General features: G+C 44.5%; 12 protein-coding genes. 9 read left to right on the top strand and 3 right to left on the bottom strand.

The genetic code is table 11. The annotated features are described in order from the left end of the window. Positions 1-93 precede the first annotated feature (93 nt). Entirely contained in the window at positions 94-726 is a 633-nt protein-coding gene (locus HF312_00555; GenBank protein MCU7518673.1) for an autotransporter outer membrane beta-barrel domain-containing protein, read from the top strand. A gap of 80 nt (positions 727-806) precedes the next feature. Here the strand turns inward: HF312_00555 and HF312_00550 are convergent, their stop codons facing one another. The 3 genes from HF312_00550 to HF312_00540 are packed head-to-tail and all read right to left on the bottom strand — an operon-like array spanning position 807 to position 4,400. Further along, positions 807-2,114 carry a hypothetical protein gene (locus HF312_00550; GenBank protein MCU7518672.1) on the bottom strand — a complete coding sequence of 436 codons (1,308 nt, stop codon included), beginning with the start codon at positions 2,112-2,114 and terminating at the stop codon, positions 807-809. A 15-nt stretch (positions 2,115-2,129) separates the two neighbouring features. Next, entirely contained in the window at positions 2,130-2,948 is an 819-nt protein-coding gene (locus HF312_00545) for an AAC(3) family N-acetyltransferase (GenBank protein ID MCU7518671.1), read from the bottom strand. Between the two features lie 12 nt (positions 2,949-2,960). Beyond that, on the bottom strand, positions 2,961-4,400 hold the full coding sequence (locus HF312_00540) for a phosphoglucomutase (protein ID MCU7518670.1): 1,440 nt from the start codon (positions 4,398-4,400) through the stop codon (positions 2,961-2,963). Between the two features lie 224 nt (positions 4,401-4,624). On the opposite strand from HF312_00540, the gene HF312_00535 reads away from it, so the two are divergent. Genes HF312_00535 through HF312_00500 form a run of 8 tightly spaced genes read left to right on the top strand, consistent with a single transcriptional unit; the run spans position 4,625 to position 17,779 of the window. Then, complete coding sequence (locus HF312_00535; protein MCU7518669.1) at positions 4,625-6,100, top strand: citrate transporter; 1,476 nt, start codon at positions 4,625-4,627, stop codon at positions 6,098-6,100. Between the two features lie 33 nt (positions 6,101-6,133). Beyond that, on the top strand, positions 6,134-8,290 hold the full coding sequence (locus HF312_00530; GenBank protein MCU7518668.1) for a hydantoinase: 2,157 nt from the start codon (positions 6,134-6,136) through the stop codon (positions 8,288-8,290). Between the two features lie 14 nt (positions 8,291-8,304). After that, positions 8,305-9,144 carry an FAD-dependent oxidoreductase gene (locus HF312_00525; GenBank protein ID MCU7518667.1) on the top strand — a complete coding sequence of 280 codons (840 nt, stop codon included), beginning with the start codon at positions 8,305-8,307 and terminating at the stop codon, positions 9,142-9,144. 1 nt (position 9,145) lies between these two features. Next, positions 9,146-9,850: an N-acetylmannosamine-6-phosphate 2-epimerase gene (locus HF312_00520; protein MCU7518666.1), complete on the top strand. Its 705-nt coding sequence runs from the start codon at positions 9,146-9,148 to the stop codon at positions 9,848-9,850. Further along, the gene (locus HF312_00515) at positions 9,847-11,157 is read left to right on the top strand and encodes an FAD-dependent oxidoreductase (protein MCU7518665.1); all 1,311 of its coding nucleotides are present in this window, start codon (positions 9,847-9,849) and stop codon (positions 11,155-11,157) included. Before HF312_00520 ends, HF312_00515 begins: the two co-directional genes overlap by 4 nt. 30 nt (positions 11,158-11,187) lie before the next feature. Further along, positions 11,188-12,558, top strand: coding sequence for a hypothetical protein (locus HF312_00510; protein MCU7518664.1), 1,371 nt, complete (start codon positions 11,188-11,190; stop codon positions 12,556-12,558). A gap of 24 nt (positions 12,559-12,582) precedes the next feature. Next, on the top strand, positions 12,583-15,384 hold the full coding sequence (locus HF312_00505; protein MCU7518663.1) for a hypothetical protein: 2,802 nt from the start codon (positions 12,583-12,585) through the stop codon (positions 15,382-15,384). Continuing rightward, positions 15,377-17,779 (top strand): glycosyl transferase family 36, encoded by a 2,403-nt coding sequence (locus HF312_00500; protein ID MCU7518662.1) that lies wholly within the window; start codon positions 15,377-15,379, stop codon positions 17,777-17,779. The genes HF312_00505 and HF312_00500 overlap by 8 nt, the downstream gene beginning before the upstream one ends. Positions 17,780-18,254 lie beyond the last annotated feature (475 nt).

Here is an 18,254-nt window from a genome sequence, read left to right as displayed (position 1 = left end):
AAATTGTATGTTGGACTTACAGAGATTTCCCATGACAATAAAAATAATATTCCTTATGTTTACTCAAATTAAATAACATATTTTAAGCCGATTATGAAATATTTAACAGCAATATTATTACTGATGTCCCTTGGAACCATCTACGCCCAGGGGGAATACATAGAAATAGGGCAGAATGCCTACGGAATTTCTCTTACGGGAGCGTACCATCCCAAAGTCCTCTCATTAGGTGGATCTGCCGGGGTATCAAATTCCGGCACCTTTGATTTCGGGATCGGCTACAGTTATATCTTCGGGGAAGAGGATACCTCTGCTTACAAATCCACTTCCACTGTCATTTCACCCTTTGCGGGTGTGCACATACTGAAGCAGTCTGATACAAACCCGGTTTCGTTGTCAGCTATGATTCAGTTTAATGTACACAGGTATACATCAAAAGACGAAACCGGGCAGCTGAGCGTGGGATCATGGTCCATCGGAGCATATGTATTTCGCAGGTTTGAGGTTTCACAAAAGTTCCAGATCCAGCCTTTTGCAATGTTGAGCTTTTTCAGGCCTGAAAGGTTTGCAGGAGAGGAAACTCCAAGCATGATTCCGGTTGTTGACTTTTCAGCGGCATTTATGACCAAAGGTGTGACTTCGAAGGTTATTCTCAGGCCTTCAGTATCTGTAAGCAAAGAGGCCACCACCTATTCCCTCAACTTTGAATTTGTAGATCTCTTATGAAATAAAATGGATACAAAAAAGCCTGAAATCTAAAAAGACTTCAGGCTTTTGTCATCATAACCTTGAACCCTGGAGGCATATCATTCCGCTTCCTCAATAAATCCCCGTATTTCGTTTATACTTAATTCATCTTCCTTTCCCTCAATATTTATGACGACAAGAAACGCTTCTTTTTTGTAGCAGCCAGTAAATGCATCAATTAATTTCTGCTGATCACTTAAAACCAGCCTCCCGTCTTCGGATGAATAAATCTCTTTCGCTGTCATACAGCCCATTGAAGGGGTGTTGGGGTAATAAGGAGCGTTTTTATAAAACTCAGGGTCAATTGTAGTTCCGTGCATCACAATCTCGCTTCTTCCTGCCATTCCTGCATAAAACGCTTCATATAATGGAAAATAATCCACCCATGAGCCGGGTAACATCTTTCTGTATAAATCAGTGCTCCAGGAGATTCCTTTTAATTTACTATCCTTAAAGAATAAATCTGGCGGGACTTCAAAGGGAAGTGCTGTTACAATAAGGGGAGTCTTCCCGATGAATTTATTGTCTGAAGTATCAATCTTCTGTACAGAATAAATTCCTTCAGGCGTGCTGCCATTTGTAAGATAGCCCGGAAGATTGGATAGACTGCGTGCAAGTTGATTAATGTGGAAGATGTTCCCGGAGCTGTCTTTAACGAATTTACCGTCAGGGCAGCGGATTACAGTTATACCCTCGTAATCCCTGTTCTCACTCTGAAAGCTGATTATTACCGTTTTACCTTTCCAGAATTCGTGCTTTAAGAGGCCTGCAATATCGGGCAATGTTTCTTTTGTTTTTTCCAGCCTGTATTTCAGCATAAACAGAATGGGATCGTTCTGCCATGCCGGAAATTTTCGACTCATCAACTCCAGAAGTTTTTTATTTTCAGAAGTATTTCCATCGCTTATTCTCCGAAGATACTCCGCTGCCATGGCAAAATGCTTTGGATTTTGGGTCTCCTTTATTATTCTTCGGATGTCGTTCTCAAATCCTGCAGGATAAAGCGTGTAAAGCGCTTCAAGAGTTGCCCTGTTAAATTCAGATGATCTTTCATTATACTGCCGAAGAGCTTCTTTGAGCCTTTCATATACAAGTGTGTCTCTGAAATATGAAATCTCGCATCCCCAGTACGCCCCTTTCCACCTGCTTTCTGTTTTTCCGGAAAGAGGAAAAGAAAAATTATTCCTGATGATGTCTTTATATATGTTACTGCGGAATTCATTTCGATTATTCTTTGTCGTGCTGGAGTCGGTCCTTGCAAAATTACCCGGCATATTCTGCGGCAGCATCTGGGTCCATGAAGACAAAACTAATATGCAGGTGCTAAGAATTCTAAATACTATGTTCTGCCTGGTTCTATTACTCAATGTAAAACTCCTGCATCATTTGTTTTGTAAAAACACGTGTCTTTCATTGCACGAGCTGCACGCTCCTTCGGGGCAGAGGAGTCCGGTTGGATTCTTCCTTAGGTAGCTTATGCCATGCCGAATTAAAAGCGGGATGCTTATGAAATAACTGTTGAGACTTTCCCTGCAGAATTTCTTTATGATACCTTCTTTTAGAAGGTGGCGTTCAAATCCGGTGAAACTCCTGCTGCACCCCGGAACTTCTATTAAAGCCTGCTCGCCGATGTCTGAAACACCACATGGAAGTACATTCAAATAGTTCCATGGTGAAATCTTAAGGTATTCGGCTCCGGAAATGTTTTCTATGTAATGCCCAATCGTCAGTGCAGTAAAATCAGCCCCAAGCATGAGTACATAACTTTCATCCGTTCCTGCAAGCCAGTCAATTACGCTTCCGTGTCCCAAAGGGCTTGACGGTGAATTTAGAAAGCTGATGGAGCCTGCTGCCTTTCCCCATAATGAAAATGAATGGGTAGGGGAGGACGTCCTTATCACGCCTTCTGAGGTTCTGAAGACTTCAGACAAAATTCCGGTTTTGGATTGTGAATGAAGCCTGTCAAAAAAATCATAGCTTTGGCCAGGCTTCTTAAAGCTGTAGGTAAATGCCGGGAAAATAACCGAGCCATTGCAGCTTATTATTTCCTTCAGTACAGATACGGCTTCTTCCGGGCTGATTTCAGGGAATTCTTCCCGGAGTTTCCTGAAAGAAGCATGTACAATTATATTTTGTCCTGGCCTTAGTCCTCCTTCAGTAAGAAATTTTTTGAGCCTTCTCCTGGCTTCACAATTGCCCATTATATGCACTGCCTAATTCTTGTTAAGTAACAAATTGACGCCGCTCCTGAGCAATGTTTCTACTTCCGTGGAACTGTTTCCCTCGGCATATATTCTTACCAGTGGCTCTGTTTCTGAAGCGCGCATGAGCAGCCATCTGGCATCTCCCTTTAGGGTGAACTTTAATCCGTTGATGATCCCCCTGCTTGAATAGAATTCCTTAATGTCGAGGACTGGAAATTCTGTTATGCTTTTCGGTGGAGAGGAAAAAAGCCGGGGCAGTATCTCTGTTCTGTCTTTGCCATCGTACCTGTAATCAATCCTGTCGTAAAAGATGCTCCCGAATTCACGCTTTTTCATTTCAAAATACCTGCTTAATTCGGTGTAGCCCGATTTTGAAAGCATCTCGGCCATTATCAGAGCAGATAAAATTCCGTCACGTTCAGGTATGTGCCCTTTGTAGCCAAAGCCGCCGCTTTCTTCACACCCAATTGCAATATCCCTGGAAATCATTTCTTCACATATATATTTAAAACCCACCTGCACGTCAATAACTTTCCTTTCTGCGGATTCAAATTGCTTTATCTTATCGGTAACCGAGGATGTCTTTACCAGGTGCCCTTTGACTTTTCTCTGATTTACAAAGTAATCGTTCAAAAGAAGAATCGTATATTGGGCACTCAGCCACTGACCGTTTTCAAGCAGGATCCCGCAGCGGTCGGCATCACCGTCCGTGGCAGCTCCAAAGGAAAATCCCGGGTCTTCCTGTAAGTAAATTCTTGAATCTGTAAGATTTTTTTCTATCGGCTCAGGCATCCTCCCGCAGAAGTCTGTACTGCATGTCCCGAAAATTGTCTCACAACTGCATCCGTTTCTTTTTAGTATTTCTTCAAGGTACCTCCGGCCCGCTCCTGCCATCGAATCGGCCAGGATTTTAATGCCTGCTTCCCTTATAGATCTGAAATCGATGTAGCTCTCAAGCTGCCCGAAATAAACTTCCATAAGATCAGTTGTAACTACATTTTGGCTGTTCCTTTTAATGCTGCTCCTGCCAAGAAGCTTTTCAACCTTCAGTGTCTCTTCTGTACAAAAAGGACCTCCGTATGATGCCTTGAATTTTATACCGTTGTATTCAGGCGGATTATGACTCGCAGTTATCATAACACCTGCATCCAGCTCTTTTTCTTTCACGAAAAATGACAAGGCAGGCGTAGGTGCAACTTTGTCAGATAAAAATACTCTTATCGAATTGCCTGAGAGGACCTCGGCAAATATTGACGCAAATTCAGATGAACATCTCCTTCCGTCAAATCCTACGGCAACCTGCAGGTCCCGTCCACATTTAGCCTCACTTTTCTCTGAAATGAGATAGTCTGAAAATGCCTGTGCCGCAAGTGAAGTAGATTCGTTGTTTATTTCTTTATCCAGCAGGCCGCGCCAGCCGTCGGTCCCGAAAACAATTTCATTATTCATTATGATGTGTAGATCCCTATAGTTTATCTGCCGGAAATGTAACAGCGGGATATCTCCCGGTTTTAGCCCGGCCAAAATGGCGAAATATTCCCAAAACATTGCAAAAACAAATATCTTGGCATAAAAAGTTAGCTCATCTCATGCTCCCCGACAACTACATCATAGTGTAGGTTTTTTTCTTTTTCTGTTTAATTATGTTAGCACACAAAAAGTAAAATAACACAATGCAGATAATTCAAACATTACTTCTTGTTGCCGTTTTTGCAGTCATGTCCGTCCTGATGTTTATGCGCAAAATGCCGGCTTTGATTACGCTTCCTGTCATGGCGGTCCTCATTGCGCTAATTGGCGGAATATTGCCCGGGGATATCATTGAATATGTCATAGGACAGGGCTCACTGAAGCTGTACAATGCCTATACTATTGCAATGATGGGAAGTATGCTCAGTATTGTGCTTCAGAAAACGGGAGTAGCCGAAAGCATGATAAAAAAAGGAGCAGAACTTTCCGGCGATAACCCCTGGATAATTGCTGTAATGACTTTACTGCTTATTGTTTTCCTGTTCTCAATTCTTGGTGGGCTTGGCGCAATAATAATGGTGGCTACAATTGTGCTCCCAATAATGTCTTCAGTCGGAATTGGAGCTATTACTGCAGTAGGAATATTTCTCTTCGGCCTCAGCATTGGCGGCATTATAAACGTCGGGAACTGGGCCGTATATATCAGCGTGATGGGGCTTCATCCCGAGGAGATCAAACGCTTTGCGCTTATTATTTTTTCTATCTCTCTTTTTATTGCAATTGTATATATCACCGTCCAGCTCTACAGGGATGGACAGAATATTAATGTAAGAAAAATTGCAATCGTCAGCATAATTCTTATGGGCCTGGCTTTTGCGGCATTCGCAGTCTACAGCAATGTCCTGACTCCATCAGGAAAGGGGATGGTCGATAAATTCTTTTCAGGAACGGCTTTTGTCCTGAAATGGGCTATAGCTTCTTCAATGGCTCTGCTGTGTGCAGTCGTTATTCTGAGGCTGGTTCTCCAGAAAAACGAACATTTGTCAGATGTTCACTGGACGGCTTACTTCTCCCCGGTAATACCGCTGATTTTAATACTGATATTCAGTCTGAACTTTATTGCCTCATTCATTGTGGGAATAATTTATGCTTTCATGGCAACATACAAAAAAGGAAGACTCAACCTCCTGATTAGATGCATCTTCGAGGGGGGAGCTGTTGTTATGCCTGCCGTGATACTTATGTTCGGCATCGGAATGCTCCTTATCGCAATTATGGGACCCGGAGTGGAATTGCGGCAATATCCCGGAGGCTGGCCCGTGCTTAATCTATTGAAACCTCTTCTTCTGAACATTGTTCCTCATGGCAGCCTTTCATACGTGGCTATTTTTACATTTTGTGCGCCTTTGGCGCTGTACCGCGGCCCTTTGAATGTCTGGGGAATGGGCTACGGTCTGGCTGCCGTGTTTCTTGCCAGCGGGCTCAACCCCGGTGCTATCATGGGACTCCTGCTCTCAGTTGGGCAGATACAGGGAATAAGCGACCCGACAAATACACACAACGTCTGGCTGGCAAACGAAATGCAGACGGATGTGCAGAAACTCTTAAAAAATACAATGCCGTATACATGGACAATTGCTTTTCTGGGGCTGCTTTGTGCCTCATTAATTTATTTATAAACCAGGCTATTTAACCGATTAGACCGAAGAAAAATGGTTAGAAAAATAAAGATTGGAATAGACGTTGGCGGTACTTTTACACACGCTGTGGCAGTTGAAATCAGTGACTATTCAATTGTGGGGAAAGCCTGCGTGCCTACTACACACTCCGCTAAGGAAGGGGTTGCAAAAGGAGTTATTGAGGCTCTTCAGAAACTGATCTCTGCTGCAAAACTGAACCCCGGGGAAATTATACTCATTGCACATTCCACCACACAGGCTACAAATGCCCTGCTCGAAGGTGACGTCGCAATAGTTGGAATAATAGGTATGGGAAAAGGCCTTGAAGGCCTGAGGGCAAAAAAGGAGACAAAGCTTGACCACATCGGCCTCGGCTCTGATAAGTTTCTCCAGACCAGGCACTGTTTTCTTGATACTTCTCTGCCCCTTGATGAAAACAGGGTCCGCAATGCTATTGAAACACTTCTCAAAAGCGGGGCAGAAGTAATTGTAGCCTCAGAGGCATTCGGAGTCGATAACCTCTCAAACGAGGAGTTCGTAGTGCATATCGCACAGGAAATGGGGCTCCTTGCTACTGCCGCAAGCAGTATTTCAAAGCTTTACGGCTTAAGGGTAAGAACAAGGACTGCGGTGCTTAATGCCAGCATGATGCCTAAGATGCTGGAAACAGCGAATATGACAGAGGAGGCCATTAAGAAAAGCGGCATTAAAGCCCCACTTATGGTTATGCGTTCCGACGGCGGAATTATGGATATAAATGAAATGCGCAGAAGACCTATTCTTACGATGCTTAGCGGCCCGGCTGCTGGTCTGGCCGCCGCACTCATGTACGCTAAAGTGTCCGACGGAATCTTTCTTGAAGTAGGCGGGACCTCAACCGATATCTCTGTCATTAAGAATGGAAAGCCACAGGTCAAAAGCGCCCAGATCGGAGGCAACAGACTATACCTGAAAACCCTTGACGTTAGAACCCTCGGCATTGCCGGCGGCTCAGTCCCCAGGATCCGCTCGGGCAGAATTTTTGAAGTGGGACCCAGAAGCGCCCACATAGCAGGGCTGGATTATGTGTCCTTCAGCTGCGATACTGACTTCAGGAATATTGAAATTGAAAATGTAAAACCCAGGGAAAATGACCCTGATGACTACCTGGCAATCTCTATCAGTAAAAACGGCCATAAGAAATTTACAATTACACCTACCGAGGCCTCCGGTTTCCTTGGGCTTGTAAAAGAGAAAGGTCATGGCGAAGCAAACCATATGGCAATTGCACAGGCCATGAGCTCACTCTCTGAAAAATTGAATACACCGGCTGAACAGATCGCCCTGGATATACTGGAAATATCTGCTGAAAAAATTAAACCCGTAATAAGCCAGCTTAAGAGGGAATATAAGCTCGATGAGGAACTCATTAATTTTATCGGCGGCGGCGGCGGTGCATCTGCAATTGTCCCTTTTACCGCCGGATATCTTGATTACCCTCACAAGATCAGCTCTAACTGCGAAGTCATTTCTGCAATCGGGGCTGCTCTTGGTATGATCATGGACTCAGTGGAAAGATCTTCAATTAATCCCACTGATTCCGAAATTATTGCAATCCGCCAGGAAGCGCTCGACTCGGTTATAAAAATGGGGGCAGCCCCGGATACCGTAGAAATTACTGTAGAGATAGATTCAAAGAACAAAAAAATTATTGCCGTCGCAATGGGCAATAGTGAGCTAAGAACACGTGACCTGAACATTAAGGAATTGAGCCAGCACGAGCTTTTCAGCATCTGTGCTTCGTCACTTAAAACTTCAACCGATAACCTCATTATTGCCGGACGAACCCCCTTCCTGTACGCTGTAGTCCATAAGGGCGTTAAAAAAAGCAGTTTCGGACTTATAAGAAGGGAATTCTGCAAGCTCAGGGTAATTGACAGGGAAGGCACAATCCGCCTGCAGATGAATGAGGCTTTTGTTGTTTCAGTTCAGGCAGGTGAATTGAAAAACAAAATCTCCAGGGCTGTTGAACGTTTTACAGTTTTTGGCGATGCAGGTGCCCTTATGCCTAATATATTTCTGTTGATATCAGGACAGATAATAAATCTTTCCGGACTGATTAATGAAACACAGGTGATGACACTGACAGATCTGGAACTTTCCAGAATATCACCTGATGATGAAGTAGTCCTGATTGTTTCTTCAAAGTGACCAGGTGAAAATTAATGATTAGAAGTAAAAAATATGATGTTGTGGTTTACGGCGCTACTGTTGCCGGAGTAATCTATGCCCTTAATAAACGGGGCGAGGGGAAAGATGTGCTGATGACAAACCGCTACGGATTTCCCGGCGGAAGCATCACTTCTGGCCTGAACTGCCTTCAGAAAATAAAGGAACCCGAAGGTGAAGGCTTTTATAAGCAGTTCATCTCCTCTCTGAAAAAAGATAAATACGGCATCCTTTATAATGATGAAAAAAGAGTGCTGGTTAACCCGGAAACGGTTAAAATGATCCTCCAGGAATTACTTGTGGCTAATAACGTCGATATGCTCTTCCATGTCAACCCTCTTAAGACTGAAACTAAGGGTGACCACCGCCTGGAGCTGGACTTAGTTGGAAAAGATGGAATTATAAAAATGACCACTTCATTGCTGCTGGATGCTTCGGAAAACTTTCTCTTCAGCTTTATTCATGGAAGATTCCAGCCAAGGGAGATTGCAAGGAAAGCAAATCTCTTTACAACAAGGCCCCTGGAAAACGGCTTCCTTATGTATGAGGGCATTTCAAACTATGTGAAACTGCGCGACGGCAGGTACTGGGTTTCACTCAAGAGTGCGGACGGCCTGAGCGAGAAAGAAGCAGGAAGATTTACTCCTGTGCTCCATAATTCCGGGGCCAGAATTCAGATTATGCCCCCTGAGATTTATTCCCGGTTCGAATTTGACCGGGAAAATGAGATCACTGAGGAGCCTGTTAAGACGGTAGAAGAAATCCTGTCAAAAAACTATCTGTCCGATGAACAGCTTGTCAAAGCTTCAGAAATTGAAACACATTTATGCGGATAATATGGAAAAAAGTCAAAATATTCTAGAAAAATTGAAGTTCGGCCTTGTCGTATCCTGTCAGGCCGAAGGGGAATCACCTTTCAATTCACCTGAAGGAGTTGCGCTTTTTGCTAAGGCCGCTCTGCAGGGGGGAGCAAAAGGTATAAGATCCGAGGGTGTCGAAAAAACAAAGAGGATTCTTTCTGAAGTCGATATCCCCGTCATTGCACTCAGCAAATCCTATTTTCAGGATGGAACTGTAAGAATTACCGGCTCTATGAAAGAAGTTGAAAAACTCATGGAAATCGGCCCCGGTATCATTGCTGTTGACGGTACATTCAGAAAAAGAGAGGGACTTAGCGGTCCAGAGTTTATAGAAAAAATAAAGCGCGAATTTGATTGCACTCTTATGGCGGATATCTCCAATTCCGTAGAAGGTCTGGAATGTGAAGCGGCCGGGGCAGATTGTATTTCTACAACTCTTAACGGGTATACTCCGGAGACTTCGGCGGAATGCCCGCTCGGCCCTAACTTCCAGCTCCTTGAGTCCCTTGCCTCAAAAGCCCTTGTCCCTGTATTTGCTGAAGGGCGCATCAATACACCCGAGGCAGCGGCAAAGATGATCAGAAAAGGCGCATGGAGCGTTGTAACCGGCTCTGCAATTACGCGCCCGGCACTCATTACTCAATGGTACATTGATGCAATAAAGAAAGTGCTATGCCAATGAACAATAATGAAAATGATTACGACGTCATTGTTGCCGGAGGGGGCATTGCGGGCATAAGTGCCGCTGCTAAAGCATCCTCTATGGGAGCCCGCGTACTTCTCATTGAACGTTACGGATTTTTAGGAGGTATGTCTACCGCCGGCATGGTCTCGCCATTTATGAAATATTCCATTAACGGCAGGCCTCTTGTTAATGGTGTCTTAGGGGAACTGGAAAAGGAAATGAAAACTATGCACGGAATTATAGATAACGGCTTTTATGCCGGTAGCTTCCGTATCGCTTCCTTCTCTATTCTGGAAAAGTCCGGCTGCCACCTCCTGCTCAATTGCGAAATATGCAGCGTCGAAATACTCGATGGTGAACTAAAGGCTCTCCGCGTTCTCTCAGAAGGCAGGACATTCAGATTCACCGGTAAAATATTTATTGATACAACCGGAGACGCCCAACTGCTTTACCTTGCCGGATTGCGATTCAGCAAGGGAGACGAAAAAACGGGAAAATTGCAGGCGCTTACAATGTTCTTCAGAATGGCAAACATCAATATGAGAAAAGTTACGGATTACGCCGCACTGAATAAGGAAAACTTTTTTTCATGGATGGATTATAATTTTGACTTCAGGAAAATCATTTCCATCGCCGGATATTTCAGCCAGGTGAAAAATGCCATTCGGGAGGGTAGACTCTCCCCGGAATTAGAATATATATTCTTTACTACACTGCCCGAAGAAGGAGAAGCTTCCTTCAATACATCAAACATCCTGTCGCTCGATGGCTCCAGCTCTTTTGACCTTACCAAAGCTGAAATCAAAGGACGTCAGCAGGTATCTGAGGTCGTTAGCCTCCTGCAAAGCGAAATCCCGGGCTTCGAAGACTCATTCCTCCTCGAGACGGCTGTTCAGGTGGGTGTACGAGAAACACGCCGGGCAGTAGGCGACTATGTTTATACAGGCGATGACGTAAGACGGGGATGTAAGTTTCATGACGCAGTTGCAAGAGCCTGCTACGGAATAGATATACATGGGCAGAAAGATGAAAATAGCGTCATGGAGCACGTGCCCGAAGGCCAGTACTACGAAATTCCTTTAAGAACACTCTTCGTCTCGGGAGTCCGGAACGTCCTTGCTGCCGGCAGGTGCGTCTCTTCTACCAGAGAAGGACACAGTGCGCTTAGAATTATGCCCACCAGCGCTGCTACAGGTGAGGCTTCGGGCGCAGCGGCGGCACTTGCCGTCAGGAAAAACAAAAGCCTCCGCGAGCTTCCTTACCGGGAAGTGCAGGAATTGGTCAAGTATAACATAATGGCTTAATAAAAATGAACTCCGAAGGATTTAATTCAAATGAATAAAAAATTTATAGACAATAAAGATGCTTACGAACTTTTGGAATCCCTGGGGGAGGAATTTGCCGTAGTCAATAACCCCGACTACGTCTATCCTCCCTTTGAGATTTATCCTATGGCAGAAAAGATTAAATCCGTCCCAGGCATTATTCCCGCATTTGTGATGGATATGGACGGCACTACAACTACCACTGAGCTCCTGTGCCTTCACTCCCTGGAATATATGATCCGCCTCTTTAGCTCCAGAATGTCAAATGAAGAGTGGACGGGACTGGACCACGTTTTGGACTATCCCCATATAATCGGTAACAGCACGACAAAACACGTGGAATACCTTGTAAATAAATATCAGAATTCCTTCAGGACCGAGAATATTAAAAATGCGTTTGTTCACGCCGCGCTCTGGACGCTGGTACTTGGACGCGATGAGAAAAGAAAGGAAGAGGTCAGAAACAACGTCATAAACCTGAAGTTGGGGGATATGCTTTCGGATCCGGTGCTCATAAACCTGGGGCGTGATGCATCAACGGTTGAAATTACTCCTGAAATTATTAAACACTTTGTTAACACCTATGGCAGCAGTTTTGAACCCTCAGGCTTCGACAGCATTGTAAGAGCAGGCATTGACGTCTACTATCAGCGATATCACGAAATTCTTGAACGCATCAAAAATGGGGAAGGAAGCAATGTAGCCGCGGAAATTTTTTCTGATCCCGGTAAACACCTCATCGAGCCTATGCCCGGCGTACTGACTTTCCTCTCAATTATTAATGGATGGGTCGCTGAGTCTCAAATAGAATACTTTTTGCCACTGATCTTTAAAGACTATAAAACAAGAACGGGCACAGAATTCCCCGCAAGTTTAATGACCGCAGCCAAAGAAAACCTCCGCCTCCTGGCGGGAGTTTACAGAAAGAATCCCGCTAAAAAGGCGCTTGTGACTTCTTCAATTTTTTATGAGGCTGATATCGTAATGAGGGAGCTAATGACAATGCTCCGTGCACAGATAAACTGCAGCCAAATTCCTCGGGAGCTTAAAGACACGCTTTGCGAAAAGTTCTCCGATTACAATAATGTCTATGACGCGTTCATTACTGCCAGTGATTCCAGCGAAATAAGGCTTAAACCCCACAGGGACCTTTACAGCATGTCTCTTCACAGACTCCATATTCCAAAGGAAAAATTCAAAACGGTAGCGGGATTTGAGGATAGCGAAAGCGGCACCGTGGCAATTAGAACCGCAGGTATCGGATTATGTGTGGCACTTCCGTTTGCACAGACTAAAAAACACGACCTTTCGGCTGCCTCTTTTGTGTGTGAAGGCGGTCTGCCTGAGGTTCTCCTGTGCCATAAGTTATTTATTCATTAAAATGAACATAGGTAAGAAAAAGTAATGAACAATAAAGTTTTTCACGTTATTTCAAATACGCACTGGGACAGGGAATGGCGCTACCCATTCCAGAAGAACCGCCAGATGCTCGTCGATATGATAGATAATGTCCTCGATATACTTGAACATGAACCGCAATACAGGGCGTTCCATCTGGACAGCCAGTCAATTGTACTTAAAGATTACCTCGAAATCCGCCCCGATAAAAAGGATCTCCTCATAAGGCTTGTTGAGGAAAAACGGCTCCTTGTTGGTCCATGGTACATACTTCCCGATGAATTCCAGGTGGGGGGCGAAAACCTTATACGTAACCTTCTTCTGGGGCATAAAACTTCTGCTATGTACGGCGGGGTGTCAAAAATTGGCTATTCACCTTTTTCCTGGGGACAGATATCACAGCTCCCCCAGATATATAAGCAGTTTGATATAGACCTTATTATGTTCTACCGCGGCGTTAATTCCATTGACAGCCCAAGGGCGGAATTTTTATGGGAAGGAGCGGACGGTGAAAAAATGGTCTCTTCCCGCTTCTCTACAATGCCAAGATATAACTTTTACTTTTATATCTATCGCCCGGTGATCCATAACGAGTCTATTCCGGATGTTGAATACAAGTGGTCTAAAGGAGGTATGCCTTTTCACTTTGCCGATAAAAATATGTATGGAGAGGATTACTCAATAATTGTCCCGCTTGATTCATATTACAGCCAGAATATAAAACCCTCCGTTGAATCAATTATTAGGGAGCAGGCTCACGATTTTACAACCAGACACGTTATCTGGATGGAAGGGCACGATTCAAGCGGACCAAACGCGAAAACCGCAAGAATCATTAGCGATATAAATAATATGATGCCCGGAATGGAGGTAAAACACAGCACTCTTGAAGAATATGCGGATGCAGTACTGAAAAGTGTGGATAAATCCAAACTCAAATTAGTCCGCGGGGAACGCAGGAGCGCGCAGTTCGACAGGCGCAGCGGAAACCTGTACGGCTATACAACTTCAGCCAGAATGTACATTAAACAGAAAAATTACGAAGCGGAAAAATGGCTGATGTACTATGCTGAGCCTTTTAGCGCTTTCTCTTCGCTTTTGGGCAGAAATACCAGCGACAATTATCTCGATATTGCCTGGGAGTACCTGATACAGAATTCGGCTCACGATTCAATCGGCGGTTGCAGCCTTGATGACATACACGACGACATGATTGTGAGGTATAAGCATTCCCTCCAGATCTCACACGGTGTATTTGAAAGAGCAGTTAAATATATCTCGAAAAATATAGACAGCAGTAAACTTCTTCCCGTGCCGGATGAAAAGAATATTTTCCTTACGGCATTCAATCCCGGTAACTACACGCGAAATGAAACCGTGCAGGCATTTATAGACGTTCCGAAAGAATTTGACAAAGGCAGCATCAAGGTTCTTGACAGCAGGGGTAATGAACTTGATATAGTAGTCACGGGAAGGGAAGCCTGCCAGCCTGTTCTGGAGCAGCTCATAGACCGCCCGATGTACTTCGAGATGATGCGCTACACTACTCTCCTGGAACTGAAGGACATTCCTGCTTTCGGATTTAGGCAGTTTAAGGTAATTCCTTCATCTCAAAAAAAATCAGTTAAAGGAAGCCTCATTAAAACCAATAGGGCAGGGGAGAGGCTCCTTGAAAACCCGTTCATCAAAGTAAAAATTAATAGCGACGGGTCTTTTAATGTAACTGACAAAGAATCAAAGGTAACCTATAAAAACCTGGGCTATTTCCTGGATGAAGGTGAAGGCGGTCATGCCTGGACGCATGAGACTCTTGAACCGGTCATCTCTACGCTCAAATCAAAGCCGGAAATAAAAATCATTGAGGACAACCCTCTTAGAGCTGTCTTTAGAATTAAACATATTATAAGGCTTCCTGAAAACCTCAAATCAAGACTCTCAAAAACCAGGAAAATGGTCCGGATGCCTGTTATTCTGACACTTAGCTTGGGAAAGAACTCAAGGCGCCTGGAGTTTATGGTGGAAGTTGATAACATAGCCGAGAGCCACCGCCTTAGAATGCTTTTCCCAACCGGGCTTGATGCAAAGTATTCATACGGGGAAGGACAGTTTGACGTCGTTAAACGCTCAATTGACCGCCCTGATACAAAGGACTGGATTGAACAGCCCATGTACGACTATCCGATGCACCACTTTGTGGATGTTTCAGATGGCGCAAACGGCTGCGCTGTTTTAAGCGAAGGCCTAAAGGAGTATGAGGTGATGCAGGATAAGCAAAAGACTCTTGCAGTTACACTTCTGCGCGCCTTTGAATACATCATTGCACCCAGCTCAAAACAGGACTATTCTCACATGAAAGGCTCACAGTGCCTGGGGAAACATACATACCACGTCGCCTTTTATCCCCACAGGAAAGACTGGTCTGAAGGCAAAGTCTTTGAACAGGCTCTGACTTTTTCAAATTCCATTTCTCTTGTGCAGACAGGAGCATCTGAAGGGATGTTAAACCCCGACTCATCGTTTATTGAATTTATCCCGAAGGATCTCGTCTTCAGCGCACTTAAAAAAGCAGAGGACGGCCAAAATGGAAGCTTTATTCTCAGGCTCTATAATCCTTCCGGAAGAACGATAACAGGAAACGTTTCAACCCTTTTCAGAATATCAGGGGTTGAAGAAACTACTCTGGAGGAAAAACCACGGCGCAAAGTCGATACCATAAACAGTAATTCTTTTAATGTTACAGTAGGGAAAAAGAAAATCGTTACCCTAAGAATAAAATTCGATACTAATAATGAGGGATTCAATGTTTGAAAATAAATACGGACACTTTTCAGAGGACTTCAGGGAATATATAATTACTGACCCGCGTACCCCCAGACCCTGGTTTAATTATATATGGAATGAGCATTATGGCGGACTCATTTCCCACACGGGCGGAGGCTTCAGCTTCCTGGACTCACCCCGCGACAACAGAATTAGCAGAATGAGATATAACTGCCTGCCCTGGGACAGGCCCGGAAGATATATACTCGTAAAGGACGCTGAACTGAATAAGTACTGGTCGCTGAGCTGGGCCCCTACAATTGACCTTAAGTACGATAAATACGAGTGCAGGCACGGGCAGGGGTATACAACCATCATTACTGAAATTTTTGGCATGAGGGGAGAACTGACTTATTTCGTCCCCCTGGATACCAATGCCGAAATATGGAAGGTAAAACTGACGGATTTATCGGGCAGAAAGAGAAAACTTGAAATCTATTCCTTCATTGAACTCATGATGGGCAATGCTCTTAACGATATTATCAATGAACCGAACGACAAGCATTTTACAGAAATTAAATTCAACACTCAGCACGAGGCAATTGTTGCAACAAGACGCTACTGGGTCCTCAATAAAAAGGTCTCTGTGGCTCAGCCTAATATCGACTGGAAGTATAATCTCGTATTTACAAGCACCCTTCCCGTTGAAGGCTTCGACAGCAGCCTGGACACATTTATAGGCCGCTGGCGCTCGGAGGCAAACCCGGAATCGGTTGAAACCGGTGTGATGAAAAATAATGAAATAACTGCGGGCGACCCGGTTGCTGCACTCAAGTCAAAGGTGTGCCTGGAACCATCCTCCGAAATCGAGTTTGCTTCAATTCTTGGAATTTCACCCAGGGAAGAAGACCCCTTTGAGCACCTGAAAATTTGTGATCTTAAGGAAACCGGAACCCTAAACAGCAAATTTCAGGAATTGAAGGACTACTGGACCGGATACCTGAATAATATTAAAGTCCATACACCGGATAAGAAATTTGATGCAATGCTCGGGGTGTGGAACCAGTACCAGGCTGCAGTTACATTCGACATGGCACGCAACGCAGGCTATTATCATGGAGGCCTGCTCTTCGGTACGGGAATGAGAGACCAGTTCCAGGATATTATTGGAATGGTAATTGCCCATCCGGAGCGCGTAAGAACACGCCTCCTGAAGGCCCTCCGTTACCAGTTTTCTGACGGCTCTACGCTGCATAACTTCTTTAAGTTTACTGACAGCGGCGAAAGGACCAATCATTCCGATACTCCGCTCTGGATACCGTTCGGCATCATTGAATACCTGAATGAAACAGGTGACTTTTCAATCCTTGAAGAAACAGTGAACTACTACGACAAGGGGAGCGCTGATGTATATACCCACATGATTAACGCACTCGATTTCGCAGTCTCTTCGACTACTGAAAGATCACTCCCCAGGATTATGAACGGTGACTGGAATGATACTCTCGATCACATCGGACCCCTGGGAAAAGGGGAGACCGTCTGGGGTGCCTTCTTCCTGGCTTATGTCCTGAGGAAAACTTTTGAACTCCTGGAGCTTAGAAAGGATAAGGAAACCCTCAGCCGCTTTACCGCTGCTTATAAAAGGCTTAAGGCTGCAACTGATGAATTCTGCTGGGACGGCGAGTGGTATATAAGGGCATTTAAGGATGATGGGAGCCCGGTTGGGACACATAAGGACAAGCAGGGAAAAATATTTATTAACTCTCAGACCTGGTCTGTTATATCGGGGCTTGCCAGTAAGGATCGTGCAGACAAGGCTCTGGAATCGTGCAAAAAGTACCTGTATAAACCTTACGGCATTCAGATCTGCTGGCCTTCATTTACGGAAATAGCAGATGACATAGGGCTCATCAGCAGGTGCGTCCCGGGAAAAAAGGAAAACGGCGCAATTTTTAACCATGCCTCCTCCTGGTTCGTCCTGGCAGCAATTATGAACGGCGACATTGAAACGGCTTATGACGTCTATTCGAAAATGCTTCCTTTGAATTCAGCAAAGGATATCGACAGGTACGAGGTAGAGCCTTACGTTTTTGCAGAATATGTTACCAGCCCCGATCACCCGAGTGTTAATCAGGCGAGCCATTCCTGGCTTACCGGTACAGCAGTCTGGATGCTGAGAATAGGGCTGGATTATATACTTGGCTTTAAGACGTCACTGCACGGAGTGACTGTTTCACCAAACATTCCTTCAGCGTGGAAGGAATTTAAGGCCGAAAGAATGTTCCGCGGCAAACGCCTCATTCTTCATGTCAATAACGAAGCTGGAGTAAACTCTTCTGTAAAATGCATGAAGGTAAACGGTGAAGTTTCCAGCTCGGCTTTCATAGATCCTATGCAATATGATGCCAGTGAGATTAAAATTGAAATTGTAATGGGTTAATACTGTTCCTTTTGGAAATCTGTTCTCTATATAAAAAGCAGCCTGAAAAGTTTAACGGCTATTCAGGCAAAGGCTTTCTTTCAATTAATTCATTTATTCAAAAACTCAAAAAGGTCGTTGTATGAAAAAAACTTTCTTAGTACTGATTCTGAGTTGTTTTCTGGCATCAGGATATCTGGCTTCTAAAACAGGTGTCCTGGCAGGAAGGTCCCAGAATCTTGCGGCTTTAAACAATTCACAGTCTGATGCCGCAATAACTGCTGCTCCAGGATTCCAGGGAACTCAAAAGAATTCCTTGTTCTCAGGCACAATCTCCTGGGAGAAATCTGTTGCCAAGAATAATAAGCCTTCTTACTTCGGTTCAAATACCGAAAGAGGTATGGCTGTCGGAAAGGTTAACGGCAACTACAGAATGTATGTCGTTTCCCGCAATGGCGGCAACAGGATCTTTGTTCATGATGCCCTGACTGGCGAC

This window comes from Ignavibacteria bacterium (genome assembly GCA_025612375.1).
Lineage (GTDB): Bacteria > Bacteroidota > Ignavibacteria > Ignavibacteriales > SURF-24 > JAAXKN01.
Note: the sequence above shows the minus strand (reverse complement) of the source record. Positions and strands in the feature narration are given on the sequence as shown.

Excerpts from the sequence above, each read along its gene's own strand:
- HF312_00555 (MCU7518673.1), top strand. The coding sequence starts at position 94 with ATGAAATATTTAACAGCAATATTATTACTGATGTCCCTTGGAACCATC.
- HF312_00545 (MCU7518671.1), bottom strand. The coding sequence starts at position 2,948 with ATGGGCAATTGTGAAGCCAGGAGAAGGCTCAAAAAATTTCTTACTGAA.
- HF312_00540 (MCU7518670.1), bottom strand. The coding sequence starts at position 4,400 with ATGAATAATGAAATTGTTTTCGGGACCGACGGCTGGCGCGGCCTGCTG.
- HF312_00535 (MCU7518669.1), top strand. The coding sequence starts at position 4,625 with ATGCAGATAATTCAAACATTACTTCTTGTTGCCGTTTTTGCAGTCATG.
- HF312_00530 (MCU7518668.1), top strand. The coding sequence starts at position 6,134 with ATGGTTAGAAAAATAAAGATTGGAATAGACGTTGGCGGTACTTTTACA.
- HF312_00525 (MCU7518667.1), top strand. The coding sequence starts at position 8,305 with ATGATTAGAAGTAAAAAATATGATGTTGTGGTTTACGGCGCTACTGTT.
- HF312_00520 (MCU7518666.1), top strand. The coding sequence starts at position 9,146 with ATGGAAAAAAGTCAAAATATTCTAGAAAAATTGAAGTTCGGCCTTGTC.
- HF312_00515 (MCU7518665.1), top strand. The coding sequence starts at position 9,847 with ATGAACAATAATGAAAATGATTACGACGTCATTGTTGCCGGAGGGGGC.
- HF312_00510 (MCU7518664.1), top strand. The coding sequence starts at position 11,188 with ATGAATAAAAAATTTATAGACAATAAAGATGCTTACGAACTTTTGGAA.
- HF312_00505 (MCU7518663.1), top strand. The coding sequence starts at position 12,583 with ATGAACAATAAAGTTTTTCACGTTATTTCAAATACGCACTGGGACAGG.
- HF312_00500 (MCU7518662.1), top strand. The coding sequence starts at position 15,377 with ATGTTTGAAAATAAATACGGACACTTTTCAGAGGACTTCAGGGAATAT.